General features: G+C 66.5%; 22 protein-coding genes and 1 pseudogene. 8 read left to right on the top strand and 15 right to left on the bottom strand.

Annotation, left to right across the window (positions count from 1 at the left end):
- Positions 1 to 12: 12 nt before the first annotated feature.
- The 7 genes from D9X30_RS14390 to D9X30_RS14360 form a co-directional block, all read right to left on the bottom strand.
- Entirely contained in the window at positions 13 to 1,167 is a 1,155-nt protein-coding gene (locus tag D9X30_RS14390) for an ABC transporter permease (RefSeq protein ID WP_153950147.1), read from the bottom strand.
- Positions 1,168 to 1,178: 11 nt separating this feature from the next.
- Positions 1,179 to 1,907: an ABC transporter ATP-binding protein gene (locus D9X30_RS14385; RefSeq protein ID WP_153950148.1), complete on the bottom strand. Its 729-nt coding sequence runs from the start codon at positions 1,905 to 1,907 to the stop codon at positions 1,179 to 1,181.
- Positions 1,908 to 1,910: 3 nt separating this feature from the next.
- Entirely contained in the window at positions 1,911 to 3,119 is a 1,209-nt protein-coding gene (locus D9X30_RS14380; protein ID WP_153950149.1) for an efflux RND transporter periplasmic adaptor subunit, read from the bottom strand.
- Between the two features lie 97 nt (positions 3,120 to 3,216).
- Positions 3,217 to 4,629 carry an FAD-binding oxidoreductase gene (locus tag D9X30_RS14375; RefSeq protein ID WP_153950150.1) on the bottom strand — a complete coding sequence of 471 codons (1,413 nt, stop codon included), beginning with the start codon at positions 4,627 to 4,629 and terminating at the stop codon, positions 3,217 to 3,219.
- A gap of 28 nt (positions 4,630 to 4,657) precedes the next feature.
- Positions 4,658 to 5,353 (bottom strand): FadR/GntR family transcriptional regulator, encoded by a 696-nt coding sequence (locus D9X30_RS14370; RefSeq protein ID WP_153950151.1) that lies wholly within the window; start codon positions 5,351 to 5,353, stop codon positions 4,658 to 4,660.
- Positions 5,354 to 5,553: 200 nt separating this feature from the next.
- Complete coding sequence (locus D9X30_RS14365; protein WP_153950152.1) at positions 5,554 to 6,012, bottom strand: carboxymuconolactone decarboxylase family protein; 459 nt, start codon at positions 6,010 to 6,012, stop codon at positions 5,554 to 5,556.
- 144 nt (positions 6,013 to 6,156) lie between these two features.
- Entirely contained in the window at positions 6,157 to 7,320 is a 1,164-nt protein-coding gene (locus tag D9X30_RS14360) for an ATP-binding protein (protein ID WP_153950153.1), read from the bottom strand.
- A gap of 161 nt (positions 7,321 to 7,481) precedes the next feature.
- Here D9X30_RS14360 and D9X30_RS14355 point away from each other — a divergent pair, with 161 nt between their 5' ends.
- The gene (locus D9X30_RS14355; RefSeq protein ID WP_153950154.1) at positions 7,482 to 7,844 is read left to right on the top strand and encodes a glyoxalase superfamily protein; all 363 of its coding nucleotides are present in this window, start codon (positions 7,482 to 7,484) and stop codon (positions 7,842 to 7,844) included.
- A 6-nt stretch (positions 7,845 to 7,850) separates the two neighbouring features.
- On the opposite strand, the gene D9X30_RS14350 is transcribed toward D9X30_RS14355, so the two are convergent.
- A complete protein-coding gene (locus tag D9X30_RS14350; RefSeq protein WP_153950155.1) occupies positions 7,851 to 8,273 on the bottom strand; it encodes a VOC family protein in 423 nt (140 codons plus the stop codon).
- 219 nt (positions 8,274 to 8,492) lie between these two features.
- On the opposite strand from D9X30_RS14350, the gene ampC reads away from it, so the two are divergent.
- Both ampC and D9X30_RS14340 read left to right on the top strand, forming a co-directional pair.
- Positions 8,493 to 9,722: a class C beta-lactamase gene (gene ampC / locus D9X30_RS14345; RefSeq protein WP_153950156.1), complete on the top strand. Its 1,230-nt coding sequence runs from the start codon at positions 8,493 to 8,495 to the stop codon at positions 9,720 to 9,722.
- Between the two features lie 333 nt (positions 9,723 to 10,055).
- Complete coding sequence (locus D9X30_RS14340; protein WP_153950157.1) at positions 10,056 to 10,490, top strand: nuclear transport factor 2 family protein; 435 nt, start codon at positions 10,056 to 10,058, stop codon at positions 10,488 to 10,490.
- Between the two features lie 60 nt (positions 10,491 to 10,550).
- Here D9X30_RS14340 and D9X30_RS14335 read toward each other — a convergent pair whose 3' ends face one another.
- The gene (locus tag D9X30_RS14335) at positions 10,551 to 11,165 is read right to left on the bottom strand and encodes a GNAT family N-acetyltransferase (RefSeq protein WP_228771120.1); all 615 of its coding nucleotides are present in this window, start codon (positions 11,163 to 11,165) and stop codon (positions 10,551 to 10,553) included.
- 160 nt (positions 11,166 to 11,325) lie between these two features.
- On the opposite strand from D9X30_RS14335, the gene D9X30_RS14330 reads away from it, so the two are divergent.
- Genes D9X30_RS14330 through D9X30_RS14320 form a run of 3 tightly spaced genes read left to right on the top strand, consistent with a single transcriptional unit; the run spans position 11,326 to position 14,129 of the window.
- On the top strand, positions 11,326 to 12,792 hold the full coding sequence (locus D9X30_RS14330) for a carotenoid oxygenase family protein (RefSeq protein WP_249640968.1): 1,467 nt from the start codon (positions 11,326 to 11,328) through the stop codon (positions 12,790 to 12,792).
- Entirely contained in the window at positions 12,789 to 13,379 is a 591-nt protein-coding gene (locus D9X30_RS14325) for a septation protein IspZ (protein ID WP_153950158.1), read from the top strand. Before D9X30_RS14330 ends, D9X30_RS14325 begins: the two co-directional genes overlap by 4 nt.
- A 60-nt stretch (positions 13,380 to 13,439) precedes the next feature.
- Positions 13,440 to 14,129, top strand: coding sequence for a TetR/AcrR family transcriptional regulator (locus tag D9X30_RS14320; protein WP_153950159.1), 690 nt, complete (start codon positions 13,440 to 13,442; stop codon positions 14,127 to 14,129).
- Between the two features lie 86 nt (positions 14,130 to 14,215).
- Here the strand turns inward: D9X30_RS14320 and katG are convergent, their stop codons facing one another.
- Positions 14,216 to 16,471, bottom strand: coding sequence for a catalase/peroxidase HPI (gene katG / locus D9X30_RS14315; protein WP_153950160.1), 2,256 nt, complete (start codon positions 16,469 to 16,471; stop codon positions 14,216 to 14,218).
- 273 nt (positions 16,472 to 16,744) lie between these two features.
- Between katG and D9X30_RS14310 the strand changes: the two genes are divergently transcribed.
- Complete coding sequence (locus D9X30_RS14310; protein WP_153950161.1) at positions 16,745 to 17,227, top strand: aminoacyl-tRNA deacylase; 483 nt, start codon at positions 16,745 to 16,747, stop codon at positions 17,225 to 17,227.
- A gap of 85 nt (positions 17,228 to 17,312) precedes the next feature.
- Here the strand turns inward: D9X30_RS14310 and D9X30_RS14305 are convergent, their stop codons facing one another.
- From D9X30_RS14305 to D9X30_RS14290, 4 genes are all read right to left on the bottom strand, one after another.
- Positions 17,313 to 17,957 (bottom strand): hypothetical protein, encoded by a 645-nt coding sequence (locus D9X30_RS14305; RefSeq protein WP_153950162.1) that lies wholly within the window; start codon positions 17,955 to 17,957, stop codon positions 17,313 to 17,315.
- A 1-nt stretch (position 17,958) separates the two neighbouring features.
- Positions 17,959 to 18,636, bottom strand: coding sequence for a VIT1/CCC1 transporter family protein (locus tag D9X30_RS14300; RefSeq protein ID WP_153950163.1), 678 nt, complete (start codon positions 18,634 to 18,636; stop codon positions 17,959 to 17,961).
- A gap of 216 nt (positions 18,637 to 18,852) precedes the next feature.
- The gene (locus D9X30_RS14295) at positions 18,853 to 20,346 is read right to left on the bottom strand and encodes an alpha/beta hydrolase family protein (RefSeq protein WP_153950164.1); all 1,494 of its coding nucleotides are present in this window, start codon (positions 20,344 to 20,346) and stop codon (positions 18,853 to 18,855) included.
- A gap of 207 nt (positions 20,347 to 20,553) precedes the next feature.
- Positions 20,554 to 21,453, bottom strand: coding sequence for a LysR family transcriptional regulator (locus D9X30_RS14290; RefSeq protein WP_153950165.1), 900 nt, complete (start codon positions 21,451 to 21,453; stop codon positions 20,554 to 20,556).
- Positions 21,454 to 21,559: 106 nt separating this feature from the next.
- Here D9X30_RS14290 and D9X30_RS14285 point away from each other — a divergent pair, with 106 nt between their 5' ends.
- Positions 21,560 to 22,549 (top strand): zinc-dependent alcohol dehydrogenase family protein, encoded by a 990-nt coding sequence (locus D9X30_RS14285; RefSeq protein WP_153950166.1) that lies wholly within the window; start codon positions 21,560 to 21,562, stop codon positions 22,547 to 22,549.
- A 147-nt stretch (positions 22,550 to 22,696) separates the two neighbouring features.
- Here the strand turns inward: D9X30_RS14285 and D9X30_RS14280 are convergent.
- Positions 22,697 to 23,215: pseudogene (locus D9X30_RS14280) on the bottom strand (ISNCY family transposase); the annotation flags it as partial.

Below are 23,215 nucleotides of genomic sequence, written 5' to 3'. Positions count from 1 at the left end.
CGCGCGATCCCGTCAGCCGATGGCCCGCAGGCCCTCGACGATGCGCACCCGGGCTGCCTGCACCGCCGGCACGATGGCGGCGGCTACGCCTACCACCAGCGCACAGCCGGCCTGCATCGCCATGGTCTCGTGCGACACGGTGAACACCGGGAACACCCCGCCCACCGCCTGCTTGAAGAAGCGGGCCGCGGGCGGCGTCAATACCATGCCCAGCGCCCCGCCAAACGCGCTGATGATCATCGATTCGCCAAAAACCAGCAGTGACAGAAAGCCCGGCCCGAAGCCCAGCGCCTTCAGCGTGGCGTACTCGGTGATGCGCTCGCGGGCGCTCATGGCCATGGCATTGGCCATCACGGCCATCACGATGACGATCACCACATAGGACACCACGCGGATCGCCGCGATGATCTGGTTCGACATCGCCACAAAGCCAAGCTGGAAGGCCTGCTCGGTCTCGGTCAGCGTCTCGGCCAGCGAATTCCGGAACACGTTGTCGACGTTGCGCGAGATCGCGGCGGCGTTGTCCGGGTTATCGACGCCCAGGATAAAGACGCCCACCTGGTCGGCCTGCCTGGGATTCTTCTTGCGCACGGTTTCGTTCAGGTAGTCCCAGTGGAACACCATCTGGCGCGTGATCGTGCTGTCGTCGCGGCCGTCCATGATGCCGCGCACGACGAAATCCCACGTGCCGGCGTAGATCGTGCCCTTGATCGGGATGACGTCGCCAATCTTGAAGCCGTACAGGTCGGCCAGCTGCCGGCCCACCAGGGCCCCGCGGCGGTCGCGCTGGTAGTCGGCGCGCTGTGCGGGCGGGACGATGAACTCGGGGTACAGGTCCAGGTAGTTGTCCGAGACGGCGAACTGGGCAAAGAAGTTCTTGGGGTCGCGGTAGACGCCGCCGAACCAGTTCGAGCGCGCCACCTGGGTCACGCCCTCGACGCCCTTGATCCGGTACTCGTAGTTGAGGGGCAGCGCAAACGTCAGCGAGATGGCGTTGCGGGTCACCAGTCGTGCGTTGGAAGCCGCCGACGCGCCGGCATACCAGGCATCGACCACGGTCTGCAACAGGCCGTAGGCCAGCACCGCGATCACCAGGCCCAGCACGGTCAGCGCCGTGCGCAGCTTGTGGCGCATGGCGTTGCGGGCGATCAGCTTGGGCAGGAACATGGACCGATGCCTCAGGCGCGCCGCTCGCTCTGGAGCAGTTCGCCTTTTTCCAGATGGACCAGCGACCTGGCGGCCTCGGCCGCATGGGCGTCGTGCGTGACCATGATGATGGTCTTGCCCAGGTCGCTGTTGAGCCGCTGCAGCATGGCCAGGATATCCGTGGCCGAACTACGATCCAGGTCGCCCGTGGGCTCGTCGGCCACGATCAGCGTCGGATCGGTAATCAGCGCCCGGGCAATGGCCACGCGCTGCTGCTGCCCGCCAGACAGTTCGGTGGGATAGTGGTCCATGCGGTCGGCCAGGCCGACCATGCGCAGCACCATTTCCACACGCTCGCGCCGCTCGGCGCGGCCCAGCCGCGTCAGCATCAGCGGCAGCTCCACATTCTCGAACGCGGTCAGCACCGGCATGAGGTTGTAGAACTGGAAGATGAAACCCACGTGCGCGGCGCGCCAGTCGGCCAGCGAGGCCTCGGGCAGCTCCGAAATATCGACACCGCCCACCAGCAGTTCGCCGCTGTCGGGCCGGTCGATGCCGGCAATCAGGTTCAGCAACGTGCTCTTGCCGGAACCGGACGGGCCCATCAGCGCGATAAAGTCGCCGGCCGCGATGTCCAGCGAGATGTCCGACAGCACCGGCACGGTCTGCGCGCCACGCTGGTACGACTTGGCCAGGTGGCGGATCGAAACCAGCGGGGCGCCGGCGGTGGCCGGGGCGGAAGGGTCGAGCGACGTGGCCATGGCCTACTTCCTGGTGACGGTGACGCGGGCGCCGTCCGTCAGCTTGTCGGCCGGTGCCAGCACCACGGTCTCGCCGGCCTTCACGCCCTGGACGGCCTGCAGTTCGCCAATCTTGGCGCCCCGGGTCACCGGCACCTGCCTGACCTTGCCGTCGGCCACCACGAACACCACGGCCTTGCCGTCACGCTCCACCACGGCCGATGGCTGCACGGCGGTCAGCGGCTTGCTGTCTTCGGGCGGCACTGGCCTGGACAGAAAGGCGATCTTGGCGCTCATGTCGGGCAGCACGCGCTGGTCGCGGTCAACAAAGCGGATCTTGACCAGCACGGTGGCCTTGGACCGGTCCACGGTCGGCACGATGCGCGATACGCGCCCGGCCATGCGCAGGTTCGGCAGCGCATCGAGCAGGATCTCGCAGGGCTGCTCCACCGTGATCTTTGCGATGTTCGATTCCGCGACGTCGGCTTCCACTTCGAGCGTGTCCATGTCCGCGATGGTCACGATCGCGCCCTTGGTGTCGGCGGCGGCCGAGAACGGCGTGATGTTGTCGCCGACGTTGGCGTGCTTGATCAGCACCACCCCGTCGAACGGGGCGCGGATCACGGTCTGCTCGACCGAGACCTCGGCCGCACGGGCGTTGGCCCTGGCCGACGTGATCGATGCCTGGGCATTGCTGATCGACGCGCGCGCCTTGTTGTAGCGGGCCAGGTCGGCGTCGTACTGCTGCTTCGAGATGGCCTTCGGCTCCAGCAGCATCTCCGACCGCTTCAGGTTGACCTCGGCATCGCGCAGTTCGGCCTGCTGCAACTGCAGGTTGGCTTCGGCCACCTGCACCTGCGCGCGCGCCTGGGCGGCCGAAGCCGCCACGTCGCGGCTTTCCACGCGGGCGATGATCTCGTCTTTCTTGACGCGCGAGCCTTCCAGCACGCCCAGCCATTCCAGCCGGCCCTGCGCCTTGGAGGCCACGGCGGCCTTGCGCTGGGGCACGACGTAACCCGTGGCGTTCAGCAGCGTGTAGTTCTGGGAAGGGTAGGCCGCCGTGATCGTGGTGGTTTCCACAGGCTGCGGGCCCGCCAGCCGGGCTCCCACGCCAATCACCACCAGCAGGATCGCCACGATGATCGCGTAGCGCACCCAGCGGCGGCGCCGGCGTGGCGCGGGCGCCATGGCACTGCGGTCGATTTTCAGCTTGCTCAGGTCTTGATCAGCCAATTTGGGAACCGTTTGGTTGCGGTATGCAGAAAAAGGCTCCCAGTATAGCGATTGTGCAAGGCGGCAAAGCGCCTGAAAGAACGTCCACCGGACGCCCTTACAACAGCTTGCCCGGATTCATGATGCCGCTGGGGTCGAACATCTGCTTGATGGCGCGCATCAGCCGCAGTTCCAGCGGATCTTTCAGGGCCAGGAAGGCGTCGCGTTTGAGCTGGCCGATGCCGTGCTCGGCGCTGATGCTGCCGTTGTAGCGGGCCACTTCCTCCATCACCTCGTCGCTGACGGCCTTGCCGTCGCCGAGCGCCCATTTCGGGTCCGCGCCAAGCGGGCGCGACAGGTTGTAGTGCAGGTTGCCGTCCCCGAAATGCCCAAAGATAAACGGCCGGATGCCCGGGTACCGCGCCAGCAGGCGGGCTTCCATCGATGCCATGAAGGCCGGGATGCTTTCGATCGGCAGCGATACGTCGTGCTTCAGGTGCAGGCCGTCGGCGCGCTGCGCCTCGGAGATTTCCTCGCGCAGGCGCCACAGGCCCTGCAGCTGGGCCAGCGACGCGGACACGGCCGCATCCCGGCACAGGCCCTGTTCCAGCGCATCGCCAATGACCGATTCCAGTAGCGCGTTCAGCACGTCCTCGGGCGCCGTATCGGCAATTTCCAGCAGCACATAGGCCGGATGGCGCTCGGCGAACGGCGCCTGGACGTTTTCGGCGTGGGTCAGCACCAGGTCCAGGCAGGCGCCGGTGAAGAACTCGTAAGCCTGCAGCCGCGCGCCGCAGCGGGCGAACAGCAGCGCATACAGTTCCAGCGCCTGTTGCGACGATTCCACGGCGGCCAGCACCACGGCGCGCGAATCGGCGCGCGGCGACAGACGCAGCGCGGCGGCCGTGATGATGCCGAGCGTGCCCTCCGATCCAATCAGCAGCTGCTTGAGGTCGTAGCCGGTGTTGTCCTTGCGCAAGGTGCGCAGGCCGTGAAAGACCTCGCCGCTGGGCAGCACCGCTTCCACGCCCAGCACCAGTTCGCGCGTCATGCCATAGCGCACCACGTTGACGCCGCCGGCGTTGGTGGCCAGGTTGCCGCCGATCTGGCACGAATCCTCGGCCGCCAGCGACAGCGGGAACAGGCGGTCGTTTTCCTCGGCGGCGCGGCGCAGGTTGCCCAGGATGCAGCCCGCTTCGGCCACCATGGTGTTGGCGATGGTGTCGATCGAGCGGATCTTGTCCATGCGATCCAGGCTGATCACCACGTTGGCGGGACTGTTGCCCGGCGCCGCGCCGCCGCACAGGCCGGTGTTGCCGCCGCGCGGCACGACGGGCACGCCCGACTGCTGGCACAGGGCCAGCGCCTGCGCTACCTGTTCGGTCGTGCGCGGCCGCACCACGGCCTGCGCGTGGCCCTTGTACAGGCCGCGCCAATCGGACAGCCAGGGCGCCACGTCATCGGGCGCGGTGGCAACCACCTCTGGGCCAAGGGCTTCGGTCAGGCGTTGGGCGAATGCGGTATCGAACATGATCGGCAATGGAAGCGAAATGGAGAAATTACGATTGGCGCAGCGGCAGGCCCAGGCGGCCCGCGGCATTGCGCAGGTGTTCGGTGGCGCGCTGTCGGGCCAGTTCGGCATCGCGCGCGCGGATGGCGTCAAAGATCGCCACGTGTTCGCCGTGCACCTGACGCGGCAGGCCCGGCTGGCGGCTGGAATTGACGCGGGCGGCGCGCACGGCGTGGTGAAGCTGCAGGTTCATGTACTGCAGCAATTGAAGGTAATACGGGTTGTGCGTGGCGGTGGCGATGGCGATATGGAACTGGATGTCGGGTTCCACGCCATGGTCGGGATCGTCGATATGCGCGGCGATGGTCTGGAGCAGGGCGCCCATCCGCGTCACGTCCGCCTCGGTGCGATGCCGGGCGGCCATGGCCGCCGCCGCGCTTTCCAGGTCGATCCGCAACTCGAAAATCGCGGCCAGGTCGGTGGCGTCGGCACTGCCGGCCAGGCGGAATCCGCTGTCGCTGACACGCGATCGCACGGTGCTGCCCAGCCCCTGGCGGCTCTCGATCATCCCTTGCGAACGCAGGTGTTCGGTGACCTCGCGGATCACGGCGGCGCTGACGCCATAACGTTCCGATAGCTGCTTGCCCGTGGGCAGCCGCGCCCCGACGGGAAATGTCCCGTCGGCGATCTCGCCGCGCAACTGCTGGATGACGCGCTCGGTCAGGGTGATGGGCCGTGTCTGCATAGGCCAGCACCTTACGCTTTTCTGGTTATATGAAAACTAGGTAATAACCCTTATTAGGCGCGTCGAGGTGCTGCGGCAGCGGGCGGTGGCGGCTGAAGGTTGACCGTGCCTTTTGCCTTTTTGCCTTTTGTCTTTTGCCTGTCTCCGCTCTCCCGCATGGGCATGTACAGACCGGGAGAGCGAGAGACCCCCCGGAGGCTTTACATCCCCGGCGGCGGGTTCACCGGAATCTGGTTGCGCAGGCTCAGATTCATCACGTTCCAGGCGCGGATGGCGGCCACGGTATAGCAAAGCTGGGCGATGTCTTCCTCGCTGAAGTGCTCGCGCAGTGCCGGATAGGCGGCGTCCGTATCGTCGCGATGGGGCAGGGCGTTCATGGCCTCGGCCCAGCCCAGCGCGGCGCGCTCGCGGGCGTCGAAGAAGGGGGCTTCGCGCCATCCGGCGATGGCGTTCAGGTGGCGGGGGTCAACGCCTTGCTTGATCAGGTCGCGCCAGTGCATATCGATGCAGAGGCCGCAGCCGTTCAGTTGCGATACGCGTAACTGGACCATTTCGACCAGGCGTTCCCCCAGCGAACTTTTCTTGCACGATTGCGACAGTGCGATCAAGGCCTTCTGGCTGGCCTGGGCAAGGGGGAAGAAGTTGAGGCGTGCAGACATGCGTTTCTCCAATTCGTCAGAATTTGTCGGATTCAGGAAGACGGACGCGGCAATTCGCATCCGTTTGTCCATAAGACGAACGGCGAAACGCGGTTGTGACAGGTTTTCCGAAAATCTTTCTCTTGCCGGCGCGTCGGCCGGCGGTCAGAGCTTTCCTTCGATGGCCTTGCGCTCGCGCCACATTTCCTGCACGAACGGGTCGGTGATGCCATACAGCCCGTGGCCCTTGCGCATGATCAGGTTGGTAGCCATCAGTTCATTGACTACCGGCTGTGCCTCTTCCACCTTGACCTCCCGGCCGATGGCCTTCGAGTAGGCCGCGGCGGCGTCGGCCGAGAACAGCCCGCGCGCATCGCCGTCGGCCGAGGCAATCCGGTCGAAGATGGCCGTGGCCAGGCCGCCCAGTTGTTCGAGCTTCATCAGTTCGATATCGGCAGCGGCCGAGCGCAGCGTATTGGCAATCACGGGCAGGTGTTCGTCGGGATCGCTGCCGGGCGGCAGATGGAAATGGAGCTGGCGCAGCGCCTTGATCATTTCCTCGGGCCGGTTGCCCAGCGTCTGGAACGCCTTGACGGCCACCTCCAATGAAGGCTGGGCGGTAAAGCCCTCGGCGGACAGCCGTTCCAGCAGGTAGGCCACGTATTCCTTGTCCAGCACCGGATAGGCCACCGACGTGGCGCCCGTAAACGCCTGGTTGCGGCGCGCCGTCAGCTCCCCGACCAGCGCGCGGTGCGACCCCGTGCCGACGAACAGGAAGTGCCCGGAAGTGTTCGGCCGGGGATTGATCGCGTCACGCGCGGCTTTCAGCGCCAGCAGCATCTGGTTGCCTTCCTCGGACGTGATGGCGTGCTGCACTTCATCGACAATCAGCACCACATCGGTTCGGCCCTGGTCCACCACCTCTTTCAGCGCCTGGGCCAGCGTGGCGCCGCCGGGCTCGCCCAGCGTGTCCAGCTTGAACCCGAACTTGAAGCCGAGCGCCCCGATATCGGCGCCCGCCAGCCGGCGTAGCTTGCGCACGGCGGCGGCGGGCAGCGATTCCAGTTCAGACAGCTTTTCGCGGATGGCGTCGCGGATCAGGGTGGCCGGGCTGCGCTGGGTATCGCTCCACAGATCGACGTAGATCACGATGGCGCCCAACTCTTCCAGCGCCGGTATCAGGTCGTTGACCAGGAACGTGGTCTTGCCGATGCGCCGCAGGCCCGACAGGAACAGGCCGGAACGTAGCCCTTCGTCCAGCACGCTCGGATGCAGTAACTGCCGCGCCATCTGGCGGGCAAGCTCTGGACGGTTGAATACGTAGCGCATGGCGGGTTTATGCTGAATTATTGGATGCCAATAATTATAGGGTTTGCATAAATCGAAGTAAAAGCTCGGGCCGGGATCTGCTTGTTTTAAGTGGACAAAAAGCCATTTACGGCGCTGCAACCGGTGGCAAAATGGCATTTTGCCGAGATCCGGGGGCTCCCATGCAATTTTCACCCGCTATCCCAATCCTGCGCATCTTCTCGGTCGACAAGGCGAAAGAGTTCTATCTCGACTTCCTTGGCTTCACGCTGGACTGGGAACACCGGTTTGGCGATGACTTCCCGCTCTATGCCCAGGTGTCGCGGTCCGGGCTGACGCTGCATCTCAGCGAGCACCACGGCGACGCCACGCCGGGGTCAGCCATCTTCGTGCCGATCGACGACGTTGACGCGCTCCACCGGGAACTGACCGCGCGGCAGTACCGCTATGCCAAGCCCGGTATGGAAGACGCCGGTTGGGGCCGCCAGCTGCAGGTCAAGGACCCGTTCGGCAACCGGCTTTGCTTCTGCCAGCAGACGGCCTAGCAGGCCTCAATCGACCGGCAGGATCGACGGATTCCACACCACTTCCCAGAGATTGCCGTCCGGGTCCTGGAAGTAGCCGGCGTAGCCGCCATAGAACGTATCCTGGGCCGGCTTGACGATGGTCCCGCCCGCGCGGGCCACCTGCGCCATCACCTGGTCCACCTCGCCCTTGCTGGTCACGTTGTGGCCGATCGAGAAGCCCGTGGGGCAGGGCGCGCTGGGGGGCAGCCCGGTATCCCAGGCCAGATTGTCGCGTGCCCAGAGTGCCAGCTTCAGGCCGGCCTGCAGGTCGAAAAAGGCCACCGCGCCGTGTTCGAATTCCTTGCCGACGATGCCCGGCGTGGCCAGGCCAAGGCCATCGCGATAGAAGCCCACCGCGCGTTCGAGGTCGGTCACGCCGAGCGTCAGCACCGAGATACGGGGTTTCATGGGGTCTCCTGGATGGGCAATGGCACGGGCGATGGCATGGCTGCGGCAACGTCCAGCCGTAAGTCGCAGGTTCAGCCACGCACCGGGCTGCATGGCAGACCTGTCAGGACGGCGAAGCCGCCATTGTAGGCCGCTAATGGCCGGGTCGCCGGCCTTCGGTGCGCGTCATCGCCACGGCTACAATGCGGTCCTCGTCCCAGCCCCCAATGTGTCCGCCCCATGCCTCCAGCCGCTCGCACTTTCCGTTGCCTTGCCATCCGTTCTCCGGTGCGGGCCGGACTGTTCGCGCTGGCGATCGCCGGGACGGTACAGTCGGCACAGGCGGCGCCGTCCGCCGATGCCATCCAGCGGGCGGTCGATGCCGCGGTGCAGCCCGTCATGGCCCAGTACCAGGTGCCGGGCATGGCGGTGGCGATTACCGCCGGCGGCCAGCACCGGATCTTCAACTATGGCGTGGCCTCTCGGCAGGGCAGCCGGCCCGTTACCGACGACACGCTTTTCGAGATCGGATCGGTCAGCAAGACCTTTACGGCCACGCTGGCGGCCTGGGCGCAAGCGCGCGGCGTGCTCTCGCTCGATGACAAGGCCCCCCGCTACCTGCCAAGGCTTGCCGGCAGCGCGTTCGACCGTATCAGCCTGCTTGAACTGGGCACGTACACGGCGGGCGGGCTGCCGCTGCAGGTGCCGGACGCCGTCAACACCATGCCGCAGATGATCGAATGGCTGCGCCGCTGGCAGCCCGACGCCGCACCGGGCACGCAGCGGCGCTATTCGAACGTCAGCCTCGGCCTGTTCGGCCTTGCGGCCGCCCAGGCGCTGGACACCTCGTTCGACAGCGCGATGGCGCGGCAACTGATTCCGAAGCTCGGCCTGACCCATTCGTGGGTGCAGGTGCCCCGCGCACAGATGGCCCACTACGCATGGGGCTACCGCGACGACAAGCCCGTGCGCGCGTCGGCCGGCGTGTTCGATGGGCAGGCCTACGGCATCAAGACCACCGCCGCCGACATGATCCGCTACGTGGAGCTGAACATCGATGCGCAGGCTGTCTCGGACGCCGCCCTGCGCCAGGCGCTGGCCGCCACCCATGCGGGCTACTTCCGGGTGGGTGCGATGACGCAGGGGCTGGGCTGGGAACGCTATGGCTGGCCGGTATCGCTGGACGTGCTGCAGGCCGGCAACGACGCGCGCATGGTGCGCGACGCCCAGGCCGTGCAGCGCATCGATCCGCCGCAACCGGCGCCGGCCGACGTACTGATCAACAAGACTGGCTCGACCAATGGTTTTGGCGCGTATGTGGCATTCGTGCCGGGGCGGCGGATCGGCGTGGTGATGCTGGCCAACCGCAATCTGCCGATCCCCGCGCGCGTGCAGGCCGCCTACGCGATCCTGCAGGCGCTGGACGGAGCCGGGGCGGCTGGGATCGGGTCCGTGCCGCAGGGCCGCTAAGGCGGGGGTGGGCCGCTGGCTGTCGAAAAAAGAACCCGCCTGACGCGAATCAGGCGGGCTTGCAGGGGGAGGTTAAACAGGACGGGTCAGGTCCTGCCATGAAGCTTAGAGTGAGGCACATGCACAAGCTGTAGGCGTTTGTCTGATTTTGCATTTCTGACAGTTTGGCCCAGGTTCGGGCGCGGAATGCAGGCTGTGCATGGCTTCCCGCGTATTGCGGTATCGCGCTGGCAATTTGGCGGGCCACGCGCTACGATGCCTTTTTATGCAACCAGTTGCATAATTGACCGAAGATTGCCCATTCCCATCTTCGCCACCCCAAAGGAGACCTGCATGGACGTTCAAGGCCTGACCCCCGCCGCGCAACAGACGCTGGCTGCCTGGCACGCGTTGCTGGCGCGCAATGCCATGGAAGAGTTGGACCCGCTGCTATCGGACCGCATCGTATTTCGCTCGCCTGTGGCGCATACGCCATATCCGGGGCGTGCTGCGATCAAGCTGGTGCTGAAGACGGTGAACACGGTGTTCCACAACTTCACCTACCACCGCACGTTTGCCACGGACGATGGCAAGAGCGCGGTGCTGGAATTCAGTGCCGAGGTCGATGGCAAGGCGCTGAAAGGCATCGACATGCTGCGGTTTGACGAGGCCGGCAAGATCGAGGAGTTCGAGGTCATGGTGCGGCCGATGTCCGGCCTGCATGCGCTGGCCGAAGCCATGGGCGCCCGGCTGGCCGCCCAGAAGGCCGTGCTGGCCGGCGCGGAGTAGCCCTCAGCCCGCCAGCCCTCAGCCCTCAGCCCGCCAGCCTCCGTCAGGCCGCGCCCTCGGTCAGGAGGATGGCGGATGGCGGAGGTCGAGCGTAACCACGCGCAGCGTGGCGTCGTCGGGGCAGACCGTATCCGCGAAGCCCAGCCGGTGCGCCAGCCCCCGCATGCCGCGATTGGCCGACAGCACGTAGCCCTCCATCGTGCCGAACCCGGCCGCCCGCGCCAGTGCGATCAGCGTCTGCATCAGCAGGCTGCCCAGGCCCGAGGATTGCCAGCCGTCGAGCACGGTCACGGCGAACTCGCACGCATCGCGGCCCGGCAGCGCCACGTAGCGCGCACCGCCGACCAGATGCCCGCTCTCGGCGGTGCCCGCCACGGCGGCCAGCGTGCAGTCTTGCCCGGGCACCGGGTGAACCACGTCGTCGAGCGCCGCCTCGGGCAGGTCGTGCATGGCGGCCATGAAGCGTGTGTAGCGGGAATCGTCGGACAGCAGCGAGAACGCTTCGACAATGCCCGCCTTGTCATCCTCCCGGATCTTGCGCACCACCACCGGCTGCCCGTTGCGCAGGCTGGCGTGCAGGGGCAGTCGGGGCGCTGGGGGCAGGGCGGTGGTCGTCGGATCGGGGTCGGTCGGCATGGCAGGGGCCGGGAAGATGGGGATGGACGGTGATGTCATGGTAGGCAACCCGGCGCGAAGCCGCCAAGGGCGCCGACTCCGCAGTCCTTCCACCGATCCGTATTGCCGAAATCCCCACGCCAGATGTCCTTGACTTCCTCTTGGACGCCGCCTTGAATACGCAAACTGAACAGTGATCAGTTCGGATCGGGGAGACAGCGTGGAAACAGCGCAGCAACGCATGCAGGAAGAGGCGCATGGCAAGGCGGCCCAGCCAGCGCAGGACAGCATCTGGTCCAAGGGCAACTTTGCGCCCGTGACCCGGGAAATCGACGCCGCCGGGCTCAAGGTGCGGGGCGAACTGCCCCGGGAACTGGCCGGCACCTTGTATCGGAATGGTCCGAATCCGCGTTTTCCGACGGCGGCCACGCACTGGTTCGGCGGGGACGGCATGATCCACGCCATTGCGCTGGCCGATGGCGCGGCGAGCTATCGCAACCGCTGGGTCCGCACGCCGAAATGGCGCGACGAAGACCGGGCCGGCCGCGCGCTGTTCCGCACGTTTGCCGGCAAGCTGCCCGATGCCCCTGAATGGGCGGGCGACGACCGGGGCGTGGCCAACACCCATATCGTGTGGCACGGCCAGCGGCTGCTGGCACTGGAAGAGGCGCACCCGCCCACGCGCATGACGCCCGGCACGCTGGAAACGCTGGGCTACGCCGACTATGGCCCGCTGCAGGGTCCGTTCACGGCCCATCCGAAGATCGATCCGCTGACCGGCGAAATGTTCTTCTTCGGATATAACGCCGATGGTCCGCTGACGCCCGCCATCACCACCGGCACCATTGGCCCCGATGCGCGGCTGACCCGCCATCTCAAGTTCGACACGCCGTATTGCAGCATGGTCCATGACTTCATGATGACCACGCGGCATCTGCTGTTTCCGGTCCTGCCGCTGACAGGCAGCCGCGAGCGGCTGGAGAAAGGCCTGCCGCCGTATGCATTCGAGGCAGACCGGCCGTCGATGATCGGCATCATGCGGCGCGATGCACCGTCCGGCGTGCCACGCTGGTTCCAGGGCCCACCGTGCTATGTGTTCCACGCGATGAACGCGTGGGAAGACGGCAACACGATACACGCCGACGTCATGGTCTACGACGAGGCGCCGCTGTTTCCACGCCCGGACGGGTCGCCGGGCGACCGGTCGCGCCAGCTGGCCTACCTGACCCGCTGGACCTTCGATCTGGCCGATGGCCGCGACACCTTCACGAGTCAGCGCCTGTGCGACATCCCGGGCGAATTTCCGCGCATCGACGACCGGCTTGCCGGTCGCCGGCACCGGCATGGCTGGTTCGCCGCGTCGGTGCCCGGGGAAGCCGCGCGCCAGGGGCCATCGGACGAGGGGGAACGGCAGGGCATCGTGCATCTCGACGCCGTGACCGGCGCCCAGGCCACGCTGTGGCTGCCGCCGGGCGACGCGACCTCCGAGCCGGTGTTCGCGCCGCGTGGTCGTGCCGAGGGCGACGGCTGGCTGCTGGCCGTGGTGTGGCGCGCCGCATCGCATACCAGTGAACTGCTGGTGCTCGATGCCGTGGACATCGAGGCCGGGCCGGTGGCCACGGTGGAACTGCCGCAGCGCGTGCCGTTCGGCTTCCACGGCAACTGGGTGGAAGGAGCCAGCGTATGAGCCGGCTCTTGCGGGTGGCGTGGCCCGTCATGCTCGACACGCTGGGCGTGCTGGTGTTTGCCGTGCTGATGGCGCTGAACGTGGATGTCCGCATGGCCACGCTGGCCGGGCTGGTGGTGGCACTGGCCGTGGTCGGCCGGGAAATCGTCCACCGGCGCCGCGTGGCAGTGCTGCAGTGGATCAGCCTGGCGTCGGTCGTGGTGTCGTCGATCGCCACCTGGGTCACGTCCGATCCGCGCTTCGTGATGGCCAAACCGAGCATCCTGTTCCTGGTGATCGGCGTGGTCATGCTGCGCGGCGGCTGGATGAACCGCTATGTGCCGCCCGCCATCGCACCGCGCGTGCAGCCCGAGATGACGTTCTTCGGCTACGCCTGGGCGGTGCTGATGCTGGTGTCCGCCGCGCTGAACGCCGCGGTGGCGATCTGGCACCCGGCGTCGTGGCCGGCCTTTATCGCGGTCTATCCGGCGGTGTCCAAGGGCGTGCTGTTCTGCGTGCAGTACGGCGTGGTGAAAGCCGCGCTGCGCCGGCGCCCGGCCCCGGCCGCCGACGGCGAGGCCGCGCTGGACAGCCAGGCGGCCCTGTAGCCGCCAGATCCGCGGCGGCCGCTGTAGCATGGAACCCCGCGAACCAGGCAGCAACCCGGCATGACCCAGCCATCCAAGGCGGCCCGCGCGCCCCGGCCCCGCAAGACGCCCACCGGGGCGGCCACCAAGCCGGAAGGGCAGTGGCACCACGGCGATCTGCGCGCGTCGCTGATCGCCTGGGGCCTGCATCTGATCGATACCGAAGGCGTGGCCGCCATGAGCATGCGCACCGCCGCCCGGCTTGCTGGCGTGTCGGCTGGCGCCCCATCGCACCACTTCCAGGACCGCAATGGCCTGCTGGCAGCCATTGCCGCGCAGGCGTTCCGCGAACTCAAGCATTTCAGGAGCGAACGCGCCGCCCGGCTGCCCAATGCCACCCCGGCCGACCGGCTGCGCGGCCTGCTGGTGGGCTATGCGGAATTCGCCCACACCTATCCGGCGCGCTTCCACCTGATGTTCGGCCCCGGCGTCGCGCGCCGCAGCGACTACCCGGAACTGACGCAGGCCGCCGGCGACTCGTTCTCGCGCGTGCGCGAGGCCGTGACCGCGTGCCTGGACGGCAAGGCGCCTGCCCACCTGACCGAAGAACAACTGGCCTTCGCCGTCTGGATCGCCGCCCACGGCCTGGCCACCGCTACCGCCAGCCACGCGCGCCTATCGGCGGTATCGGCCGAACCGCTCGACATCGACCAGATGGCCGGCGTGGTGGCGGAATTTTGCCTGCAGGCACTGAGGGCGTGCACCGCCTGAACGCCCCCGGCGCCAAAAGCCAAAGAAAAGCCAAGGAAAAAGGGGCGCCGATGCCGATCGGCGCCCCCGCATGCCACCGGGCTACATCACTGGCGCAGGTCGAAGCGGTCGAGGTCCATCACCTTGGCCCAGGCGGCGACAAAGTCCGTGTAGAACCTGTCTGCGCCGTCGGCACTGGCGTACACCTCGGACAGCGCCCGCAACTGCGCGTGCGAGCCGAACACCAGGTCGACCCGCGAGCCGGTCCACCTGACCGCGCCGGTCTTGCGATCGGCGCCCTCGAACACGTCGCGCGACAGCGGCGTCCACTCCAGGCTCATGTCGAGCAGGTTGCGGAAGAAGTCGTTGGTCAGCGTCTCGGGCCGGTCCGTCAGCACCCCGTGCGCATCCTTGCCATGATGGACGTTCAGCACGCGCAGGCCGCCGATCAGCACCGTCATCTCTGGCGCGGTCAGCGTCAGCAGCTGCGCCTTGTCGATCATCATGTGCTCGGCCGGCACGCGCACGCGCGGGTTGATGTAGTTGCGGAACGCGTCGGCGGTCTGCTCCATGGCGCTCATCGACTTCACGTCGGTCTGGTCCTGCGACGCATCCATGCGGCCCGGCGAGAACGGCACGGTCAGCGTCTTGCCGGCCTTTTCCGCTGCCTTCTCGATGGCCGCATTGCCCGCCAGGACGATCAGGTCAGCCAGCGAGACCTTCTTGCCGCCCGACGCCGCGCCGTTGAAGTCCTTCTGGATGGCTTCGAGCCTGGACAGTACCTTGCCAAGCTGATCGGGCTCGTTGATCGCCCAGTCCTTCTGCGGGGCCAGGCGGATGCGGGCACCGTTGGCGCCGCCGCGCTTGTCGGAGCCGCGGAAGGTCGAGGCCGACGCCCACGCCGTCTTGACCAGCTCGGAGATCGACAGCCCCGACGCCAGCACCTGCTGCTTGAGCGCGGCGATGTCCTTGTCGTCCACCAGCGGGTGGTCCACCTTCGGGATCGGGTCTTGCCAGAGCAGTTCCTCGGTGGGCACTTCGGGCCCCAGGTAGCGCGCCACCGGGCCCATGTCGCGGTGGGTCAGCTTGAACCAGGCACGGGCGAAGGCATCGGCGAAGGCCTTGGGATCGTCCTTGAAGCGGCGCGAGATCTTCTCGTAGACCGGATCGAAGCGCAGCGACAGGTCGGTGGTCAACATGGTCGGCTTGAGCTTCTTCGACGGATCGTGCGCGTGCGGCACCGTCTCGGGTGCATCCTTGGCCACCCACTGGTTGGCGCCGGCCGGGCTCTTGGTCAACTCGTACTCGAAGTTGAACAGGTTTTCCCAGAAACCCTGGCCCCATTGGGTTGGCGTGCTGCTCCACGTCACCTCCAGGCCGCTGGTGATGGTGTCCGCGCCCTTGCCGGTGCCGTACTTGTTCTGCCAGCCCAGCCCCTGGAGTTCCAGCGGGGCCGCCTCGGGCTCCGGCCCGACGTTGCTGGCCGGGCCTGCGCCGTGTGTCTTGCCGAAGGTGTGGCCGCCCGCAATCAGCGCCACGGTTTCCTCGTCGTCCATGGCCATGCGGCCGAACGTGTCGCGGATGTCGTAGGCCGCGGCAAGGGGGTCGGGGTTGCCGTCCGGGCCTTCCGGGTTCACGTAGATCAGGCCCATCTGCACCGCGCCCAGCGGGTTTTCCAGATTGCGGCCCGGATCGGTGCGGCTGACTTCCTCGCCGTGTTTTTCCACATCGGCCACCAGCACGCCACCATCGTCCTGTCTGCCGGCCGCGCCCTTGCCGTAACGGATATCGCCGCCCAGCCAGGTCTTTTCATCGCCCCAGTAGACGTCCTGGTCCGGTTCCCAGGTGTCTTCGCGGCCCGCGCCAAAGCCGAAGGTCTTGAAGCCCATGGTTTCCAGCGCGACGTTGCCGGCCAGGATCATCAGGTCGGCCCAGGAAATCTTCTGGCCGTATTTCTGCTTGACCGGCCATAGCAGCCGGCGGGCCTTGTCCAGGCTGACGTTGTCGGGCCAGCTGTTGAGCGGCGCAAAACGTTGCTGGCCGCGTCCGCCACCCCCACGGCCGTCGCCGATGCGGTACGTGCCGGCGCTGTGCCAGGCCATGCGGATGAACAGCGGACCGTAGTGGCCAAAATCGGCCGGCCACCAGTCTTGCGAATCGGTCATCAGGTGGGCCAGGTCCTGCTTCAGCGCGGCGTAGTCGAGACTCTTGAAGGCCGCGGCGTAGTCGAATTCCTCGCCCAGCGGGTTGCTCTTGTCCGAATGCTGGGCCAGCAGGTCCAGCCGCAGCTGTTTCGGCCACCAGTCCGCATTGGTGGTCCCGCCGCCGGCGGCATGGTTGAAGGGACACTTTTCGTTAGACATGCTCTCTCCTTTGGGGGATCCAAACGGTAGTTCTTGTCTGTCTTCACGCGTCAACACTTCCACGAGGCTCTGCCTGGGCAGACCCTGTCGCACGAGAAATATAGGCGAGAGCGCATGCCAACAACATGAGAGCTTTGCAATCGGCGCGATAGGGCATTGCTATGGGGTTGCGCCATGACGATTCGGGTTAGCACCGACCATTCGGGGCGGCGCCTGACCTATAGTTCCGGTACACCAGACCACTGCGGCGCGCGACGCCGGGAGGCGGCAATCATGACCATGGCGACGAAGCTGGCGCGATGCCTGAGCAGGACCGAGGCCCGGTTCGAGACCGTGCGTCGCCCCGGGCGGCCCGGACAGTTGGCCCACCCCGGCGACGACACAGCCCGCAGCATCCCCGCCGACCGGCTGGCCCGCACGGTGCTGCTGGAGGACGACAAGGGCTACCTGGCCGCCGTGATTCCTGCCAGCCATCACCTGAAGCTGGCCGAACTGCGCGAGCAGACCGGGCGCAAGGTGGCCTACGCCCATGCCGATGGCGTGCGCGAGGTGTGCCGCGACTGCGACCGGCAGGCATTGCCGCCGGTTGGCATGGCCTATGGCACGCTGACCTGGATCGACGACAGCCTGCTGACCCACGACGACGTCTACTTCGAGGCCGGCGACCGCGAAGCGCTGGTCCATATGAACGTGGACGATTTCGCGCAGCTGATGTCCGAAGCGCGGCGCGGCCATTTTTCGCATCGGGTCATGTAGGCACGGCGCGCGACCGCACCCACGGCATACGTGACGATCTGGCCCCCTGCCGGTAGCCGGGCTGGATTCCGGCAGGCGGCGCACGCTAGAACGCGAACGTCATGGCGGCGATGACCACCTGATCGTGGGATGCCGGATTGAACCAGTAGACGCTGCCCGTGACCTTGCCGAACGTGAGCTGTACCAGGCCGCCGCGCTGGAACTCGCGATCGCCGCCGTAGATCCGCGTGCGCTGGGCGACCAGCCCCACACGCAGCCACTGGACCGGGCGAAATCCCAGTTCGCTCCACGCATAGGTATAGGGCGTGGTGGAGCCCGTGCCGGGCAGATATTCGGCTTCGATGTAGTAATCGAACTTGCTGACCGCGAGGCTGGCCTCCACGCCGGCAATGGGCCCGTGCGCGCTGCCCACCACGACGCCCACGATGGGCGTGACCTTGTACTGGAAAGTTTCCCCGCCCGAGAACGACCAGCCGACGAAACCCGATTGGGCATGCCTCGCCTCGTAGTTGACGCGCGCTTCGAGATGCAGCTGGCCATGATCGGCCCCGAAAATGCCCGAAGCGTAGCTGTCTTCGTGTCGCGGCATGTTCCAGAAGCCGGTCGCCAGGAAACTCCAGGCGGGCGGCGGGGTATCCGCCGCGGGCGCCGGCGGGATAACGGCAACCTCCTGGGCCTGCACGCCATTTGCCGCGAGCCAGAGCGCAACTGCCACGAGGGGCGCGCGCATCTTATCCCCCCAGCGCGATGACGGCCATGGTGACGGCCACGCCAAGCGCCATCATCCAGAATCCGGCCCGCCACGGGTTGATGCCGCCGTAGTGGCCCAGCGCCGCGCCGCCGACGAACAGCATGATCAGCGTCAGTACCCTGGAGACGACCAGCGCCGTGGACAGGTCGTGCAGCAGCACGAAGGGCAGGGCGACCGGGAACGTCGACAGCACGACGATGAAGAAGATGCGGATCGCGGCAAGAAAGTCGCCGCCATGCAGCGTCGGGCGGTCCGGCACGGTGGCGCCGGACACGAGCCGTACCCGTACCGGTTCGAGATCCTCGTTGGCAATGTGCGGATTCATGGCGGGCGGCAGTGCGTCGCGGATCGCCGCGATGCCCGATGGCGCGTCGCCATGCTTGGCCGTCAGGGCAAGCTTCTGCAACATGCCGCGCCCGGCCAGCGTCCGTACCAGATACATGATCGCGTCGACCAGCCCCCAGGCGAGATTGCAGCCAAGGGCGGCTCGCAGCATGGTCTGGGCGGCATCGGGCCCGGCCGTGGCGGACGACACCGCGCCCACGAACGTCAGCGCCATGTACAGCCCGAAACACATTTCGGATACGCGGTCGACCACGTCGAGGGCCGGTGCCCGATCCTCGACGCTGTCGCTCTGTGATGGATTGATAGCCGACATGCTGGTTCCTCCCCATGTGCCAGCAACGGGTCAGGACACGGTAGACCGATCCGGGCGGTGCTGCCATTGGACCAACGTCCTAGCGGGCAGCGCGTGCGGCGACCATTCGGCAATGGGGGCGTCGACAACGCCGGGGATTGCCCGGGGCTGGAAGACCGGGCGGACGGCGGCATCCGCCTGCGCGTGACGGATGCCGCCGAGCGTCGTCTCTCCTCGCTACTGGCAGCTGGTGCCGGGCGTCGCTGCGATCACCAGTCGCAGGTTCTTCGTCACGGGGTCGTCGTCGGCACCCACGGTGTTGTCGGTGAACGTGCAGCCATACCGGGCATTGGCCACCACGGACGCTGTCAGTACATCGTCGCCAGCGGGTCGCGTGTGGGTCTGCTCCCACGTCACCATGTCGTCGAAGGCCCTGGTCTGCTCCGCCACCGTGAAATCGCAGTGCGCGATGCCGCGAATTGCGCGCTGCACCAGCCAGGACGCCGTGCCGTTGGCGTCGGCGCGGCGCTTGTAGATCTGTTCCATGCTGAACGGCACGTACATGTCGCCCAGCGTATGCAGCGTCAGCACCGGCACGCTGATTTTCGCGGCGTTCTGCGGAATCCAGCGCAGGCCGTCGCGGCGCAGCCGGTTGGCATCGGCGACCGGGTGCACGCGGAAAATCGCCGCATTGAACGCCTGTTCCTCGGCGGACTGGGCCGGGTCGTTGTCGAACTGGTAGAGCAGGGCAGTGGTGTCCACCACGTTTTGCGTCAGGATGCCGTTGACGGTGCCGTCGGAGCCGAACGTGCTCCACACCGCGTCCTGGTAAGCCTTCGACGCGGGGCTTTGCCCGAAGCCGAGTTCGAACAGCGGGCGCTCGCCGCCGGTCAGGTTCTTGACCACGGCCTTGAGCTTGTCGCCCGCGGCGGTCGTCGCCGAGGGGTAGGTGGTGAACAACGCCGACATCAGCGGCGTCACGATCTGCGTCCAGTTCGTGACCGGCCACGATGTGGCCGGCATGCCGGCCAACTGCTGCGCGGCGGTCTGATAGCCACCGAAGTAGTTGAACAGTTCGGTGTCGCCCAGCACGGCGCACATCGGCACCGAGCCGTTGTACGACACCTTGTGCACGGCGGTCTGGATGTTCTCGGCATCCACGGCGGCAGCCGCGACATGCCCGCCCATCGAATGGCCAACGATATACGTGCGGGTGGGCGCGGCCAGCGTGCGGCCGTTCTTCTTCGCAATATCGGTGAACGCGAGCGCCAGCGCGTTGGTGTCCTCCAGGCCGGCGCGGACGTCGTAATAGTTGGTCGAATAGGTGGACGCGGCCCACGCGTAGCCGGCCTCCAGCAGATGCCGGCGGATGCCCGGAATGGTGACGGACAGCGCGGACCCCATCCCGGCGTAGCCGTGGGCATACATCACGAGCTTGCCGTTCCAGGCGGCGGGCACTTCCACGACATAACCGGCATTGCCGAGCTGACCGGACCAGCGGTCGGACGCAGGCGCGCCGGCCAGCGGCGCCAGTTTGGCCGCCAGCGCGTTGGTATCGACGGTAAAGGTCCGGCTGTCTTGCGGACGCACCTCTTCGGGCTGGACCGTCGGCGCTGTGGGAGTGGGTGTGGATGCGGTGGTGGCCGAACCGTTGTCGTCGCCGCCACCACAGCCGTACAGCAGGAAGCCGGCCGCCAACGCCAGGGCAGTGCTCTGGAATACGCGATGCATGATGTCTCCTCTGTCTTCTTTATCGTGCGTGTGGGAGTGCGTCGGCACGCGTCCTCGACCGCCATCATGCTTTCACGACATGCTTCCCCCGCGTGACTCAACGCCCGGCCAATGTAACCGCGGCGATACGTCACGCCAATGTTCAAACGGGTGTCCGACTGGGGCGTTGCGCGGTGCAACATGCGTTCGACTTCCTGAACCTGCCACTTACGTCATCAGCGCGGGCAAAGCCTCAAAGAGCGCGTCGACGGCCATGCGGACTTTGCGTGGCAAGTGAGGCGCCCGCAGCCACAACGCGTAGGCGTCGTAGAGAAATGCACGCCGGTCCGGCAATAGAGCGACCAGCGCCCCCGACCGGATGCGATCGCTGACCAGCCAATAGGGAAGCCAGGCGAGTCCCATGCCCAGTGTCGCGGCTTCGGCAATGGCGTCGAGATCATCCATCCGGATCCGGTTGAGCGGAATCATCTCTTCCGGCGGAAGCCCGTCTCTGGGAAAAAGCCACGGGCTGACCCGGCCTGAGCGTCTGTACACGATGGCTTGGTGCCGCTGGAGCGCGTCGACAGTCGCGGGCTGGCCGTGCGCCTTGAGATAGGCGGGCGAAGCGCAGACGATCATTGGTTGGCGTGCGACACGACGCGCGATCACGCCTGCCTTGTCGTCCAGATCGCCGGTACGGATGGCGATGTCGAAGTCGCCTTCGCCCAGATCGACGAAACGGTCATTGAATGAGAGATCCAGCTCCAGCGCCGGATATGTCTGCGCAAATCGCAGGAGCACCGGGGCCACGCAACGCCGGCCAAAGTGCACGGGCATGGTGACACGCAGCCTCCCGCGCGGTTCGCCGAACTGATCGGCCGCAAGCGCATCTGCGGCCTCGGCCTCCGCCAGCACGACCTTGCAGCGATCGTAGTAGGCCTGCCCGAAGTCCGTCAGGCTTTGGCGTCTCGTGGTGCGAATCAGTAGGCGCACGCCAAGGCGGGTTTCCAATGCCTGAACATGCTTGCCGACCATTGGGGCGGATAGGCCCAGCACATCAGCGGCGGCCGCAAACGAGCCTAGATCGACGGCTTTTACAAATACGGCCATGCTGGTCAGACGGTCCATATTAAAAACCATTGGTTTCGACTGCCGTCGATTATCGGCCATTTATCCGCGAAACGTGTGGGACTACAGTGGATTCACTTCAACAAGTTTCGACTGGAGGGGATTCATGGCACGCGTTGTCCGGTTTCATCAGCATGGGGGACCCGAGGTCCTGCGCATCGAGCACGTCGATGTTCCGCCGCCGGGCCCGGGGGAGGTACAAATTCGAGTCAAGGCGCTGGGGCTCAATCGTGCCGAGGCGCTGCTGCGTGCCGGGACGTATATCGAGAGGCCGACGTTTCCGTCCGGGCTCGGGCTTGAGGCCGCGGGCGTTGTCGCGGCGGTGGGCCCCGGTGTCACGGCGATTGCGCCGGGCGATGCCGTCAGCGTTGTGCCGCCGCAGTCGATGGTTCGCTGGCCCGCGTACGGCGAGTTGGTGACGTTTCCCGCCCCACTTGTCGTCAGACATCCGCGAACGCTGGCTTGGGAGGAGGCCGCTGCAGTGTGGATGCCGTATCTCACCGCCTATGGTGCGCTGATCGACATCGCCAAACTCGGCCCGGGAGACTTTGTGGCCGTGACGGCGGCGTCCAGCAGCGTCGGGTTGGCCGCGATCCAGATCGCGAACAGGGTAGGGGCGACGCCGATCGCGATCACCCGGACCTCGGCCAAGGCGCCCGCCCTGCTGACCGCAGGCGCCGCCCACGTGGTTGCCACTGCCAACGTCGATCTCGCCGCCCGGTTGCAGGAGATAACAGGCCCGGCTGGCGTGCGGGTCGTGCTGGACGCAATCGGCGGCCCGATCTTCCACCCGCTGACGGCAGCGATGTCGCGCGGCGGAATACTCATCGAATATGGCGGCCTCAGTACGGAGCCGACGCCTTTTCCCTTGTTTGACGTACTGAGCAAAACCCTGACGCTGCGCGGTTATCTCGTGCACGAGATAACCGGCGACCCGGCCAGGCTTGAGGCGGCCAAGGCATTCATCATCGACGGACTGGAATCGGGGGCGTTTCGGCCGGTGATTGCGAGGACCTTCGCCTTTGACCAGATCGTCGATGCGCACCGCTTTCTTGAGTCGAACGAGCAGTTCGGCAAGATCGTGGTGGCAGTTTGATCTGCTGCGGCACGTTGATCCGGATTGCGCGACCATTCTCGCGGGTTCCTGGTACAGAAGGGCCATTGAAGATTGATCCCAAGTACGACATCAGAAAAAACGGCCAACATGCGTTGTCCAGGCGGCTCTGAAAGGTCACCCCGTCCGCTAAATAGAAATGTCAGGCCGAGCGTGCTTTTTGTGCGGGGCGGGATGCTTTTTGTGGGGTGCCCGTAAGGCAGTGGGGCTGGCCGGTGGCACCTGAGCCTGGAGCAGGGTGGGGCCGTCCGTGCCCGCGATGGCGCGCTCCAGATCCAGCCGGTTGATCAGCCGCTGGCGCTTGACGTTCAAGGGCGCCTTGACCGCACTGGGCGGCCCACCCGAGAGCGTGCGCGACGGGCCCGCCTGATGCCGGCTGTCGCGCAGCGCCTGCACCCGTGCCGCAATCGCCAGCACGTGGCCCAGCCGCTTGTTCTCGACCACCGCCCCCTGGTCGATCTCCGGAAACCGGTGATACGTGGTGTAGGGCAGGGAAGCGCCATCGGCCCACAGCTCGACCCGCCCGTCGGGATATTCGGCCACCTCGATGTAGCGGTGGATCAGCCCCCGGTGCTCGGGGCGGTCTTCCAGCAGGTACATGGTCTTGTCGTACTGCAGCGTGAGGCTCTGCGACACCTTGCGCCATTC

Source organism: Cupriavidus sp. U2, assembly GCF_009663685.2.
GTDB lineage: Bacteria > Pseudomonadota > Gammaproteobacteria > Burkholderiales > Burkholderiaceae > Cupriavidus > Cupriavidus necator_C.
This window is presented reverse-complemented; position numbering and strand designations above follow the sequence as displayed.

What these genes read in the sequence shown, in the direction of transcription:
- D9X30_RS14370 (WP_153950151.1), bottom strand. Translation starts at nt 5,353, where the DNA reads ATGCAGACACGGCCCATCACCCTGACCGAGCGCGTCATCCAGCAGTTG.
- D9X30_RS14360 (WP_153950153.1), bottom strand. Translation starts at nt 7,320, where the DNA reads ATGCGCTACGTATTCAACCGTCCAGAGCTTGCCCGCCAGATGGCGCGG.
- D9X30_RS14375 (WP_153950150.1), bottom strand. Translation starts at nt 4,629, where the DNA reads ATGTTCGATACCGCATTCGCCCAACGCCTGACCGAAGCCCTTGGCCCA.
- katG (WP_153950160.1), bottom strand. Translation starts at nt 16,471, where the DNA reads ATGTCTAACGAAAAGTGTCCCTTCAACCATGCCGCCGGCGGCGGGACC.
- D9X30_RS14320 (WP_153950159.1), top strand. Translation starts at nt 13,440, where the DNA reads ATGACCCAGCCATCCAAGGCGGCCCGCGCGCCCCGGCCCCGCAAGACG.
- D9X30_RS14390 (WP_153950147.1), bottom strand. Translation starts at nt 1,167, where the DNA reads ATGTTCCTGCCCAAGCTGATCGCCCGCAACGCCATGCGCCACAAGCTG.
- D9X30_RS14295 (WP_153950164.1), bottom strand. Translation starts at nt 20,346, where the DNA reads ATGCATCGCGTATTCCAGAGCACTGCCCTGGCGTTGGCGGCCGGCTTC.
- D9X30_RS14355 (WP_153950154.1), top strand. Translation starts at nt 7,482, where the DNA reads ATGCAATTTTCACCCGCTATCCCAATCCTGCGCATCTTCTCGGTCGAC.
- D9X30_RS14340 (WP_153950157.1), top strand. Translation starts at nt 10,056, where the DNA reads ATGGACGTTCAAGGCCTGACCCCCGCCGCGCAACAGACGCTGGCTGCC.
- D9X30_RS14310 (WP_153950161.1), top strand. Translation starts at nt 16,745, where the DNA reads ATGACCATGGCGACGAAGCTGGCGCGATGCCTGAGCAGGACCGAGGCC.
- D9X30_RS14300 (WP_153950163.1), bottom strand. Translation starts at nt 18,636, where the DNA reads ATGTCGGCTATCAATCCATCACAGAGCGACAGCGTCGAGGATCGGGCA.
- D9X30_RS14305 (WP_153950162.1), bottom strand. Translation starts at nt 17,957, where the DNA reads ATGCGCGCGCCCCTCGTGGCAGTTGCGCTCTGGCTCGCGGCAAATGGC.
- D9X30_RS14350 (WP_153950155.1), bottom strand. Translation starts at nt 8,273, where the DNA reads ATGAAACCCCGTATCTCGGTGCTGACGCTCGGCGTGACCGACCTCGAA.
- D9X30_RS14285 (WP_153950166.1), top strand. Translation starts at nt 21,560, where the DNA reads ATGGCACGCGTTGTCCGGTTTCATCAGCATGGGGGACCCGAGGTCCTG.
- D9X30_RS14385 (WP_153950148.1), bottom strand. Translation starts at nt 1,907, where the DNA reads ATGGCCACGTCGCTCGACCCTTCCGCCCCGGCCACCGCCGGCGCCCCG.
- D9X30_RS14325 (WP_153950158.1), top strand. Translation starts at nt 12,789, where the DNA reads ATGAGCCGGCTCTTGCGGGTGGCGTGGCCCGTCATGCTCGACACGCTG.
- D9X30_RS14365 (WP_153950152.1), bottom strand. Translation starts at nt 6,012, where the DNA reads ATGTCTGCACGCCTCAACTTCTTCCCCCTTGCCCAGGCCAGCCAGAAG.
- ampC (WP_153950156.1), top strand. Translation starts at nt 8,493, where the DNA reads ATGCCTCCAGCCGCTCGCACTTTCCGTTGCCTTGCCATCCGTTCTCCG.
- D9X30_RS14290 (WP_153950165.1), bottom strand. Translation starts at nt 21,453, where the DNA reads ATGGACCGTCTGACCAGCATGGCCGTATTTGTAAAAGCCGTCGATCTA.
- D9X30_RS14335 (WP_228771120.1), bottom strand. Translation starts at nt 11,165, where the DNA reads ATGACATCACCGTCCATCCCCATCTTCCCGGCCCCTGCCATGCCGACC.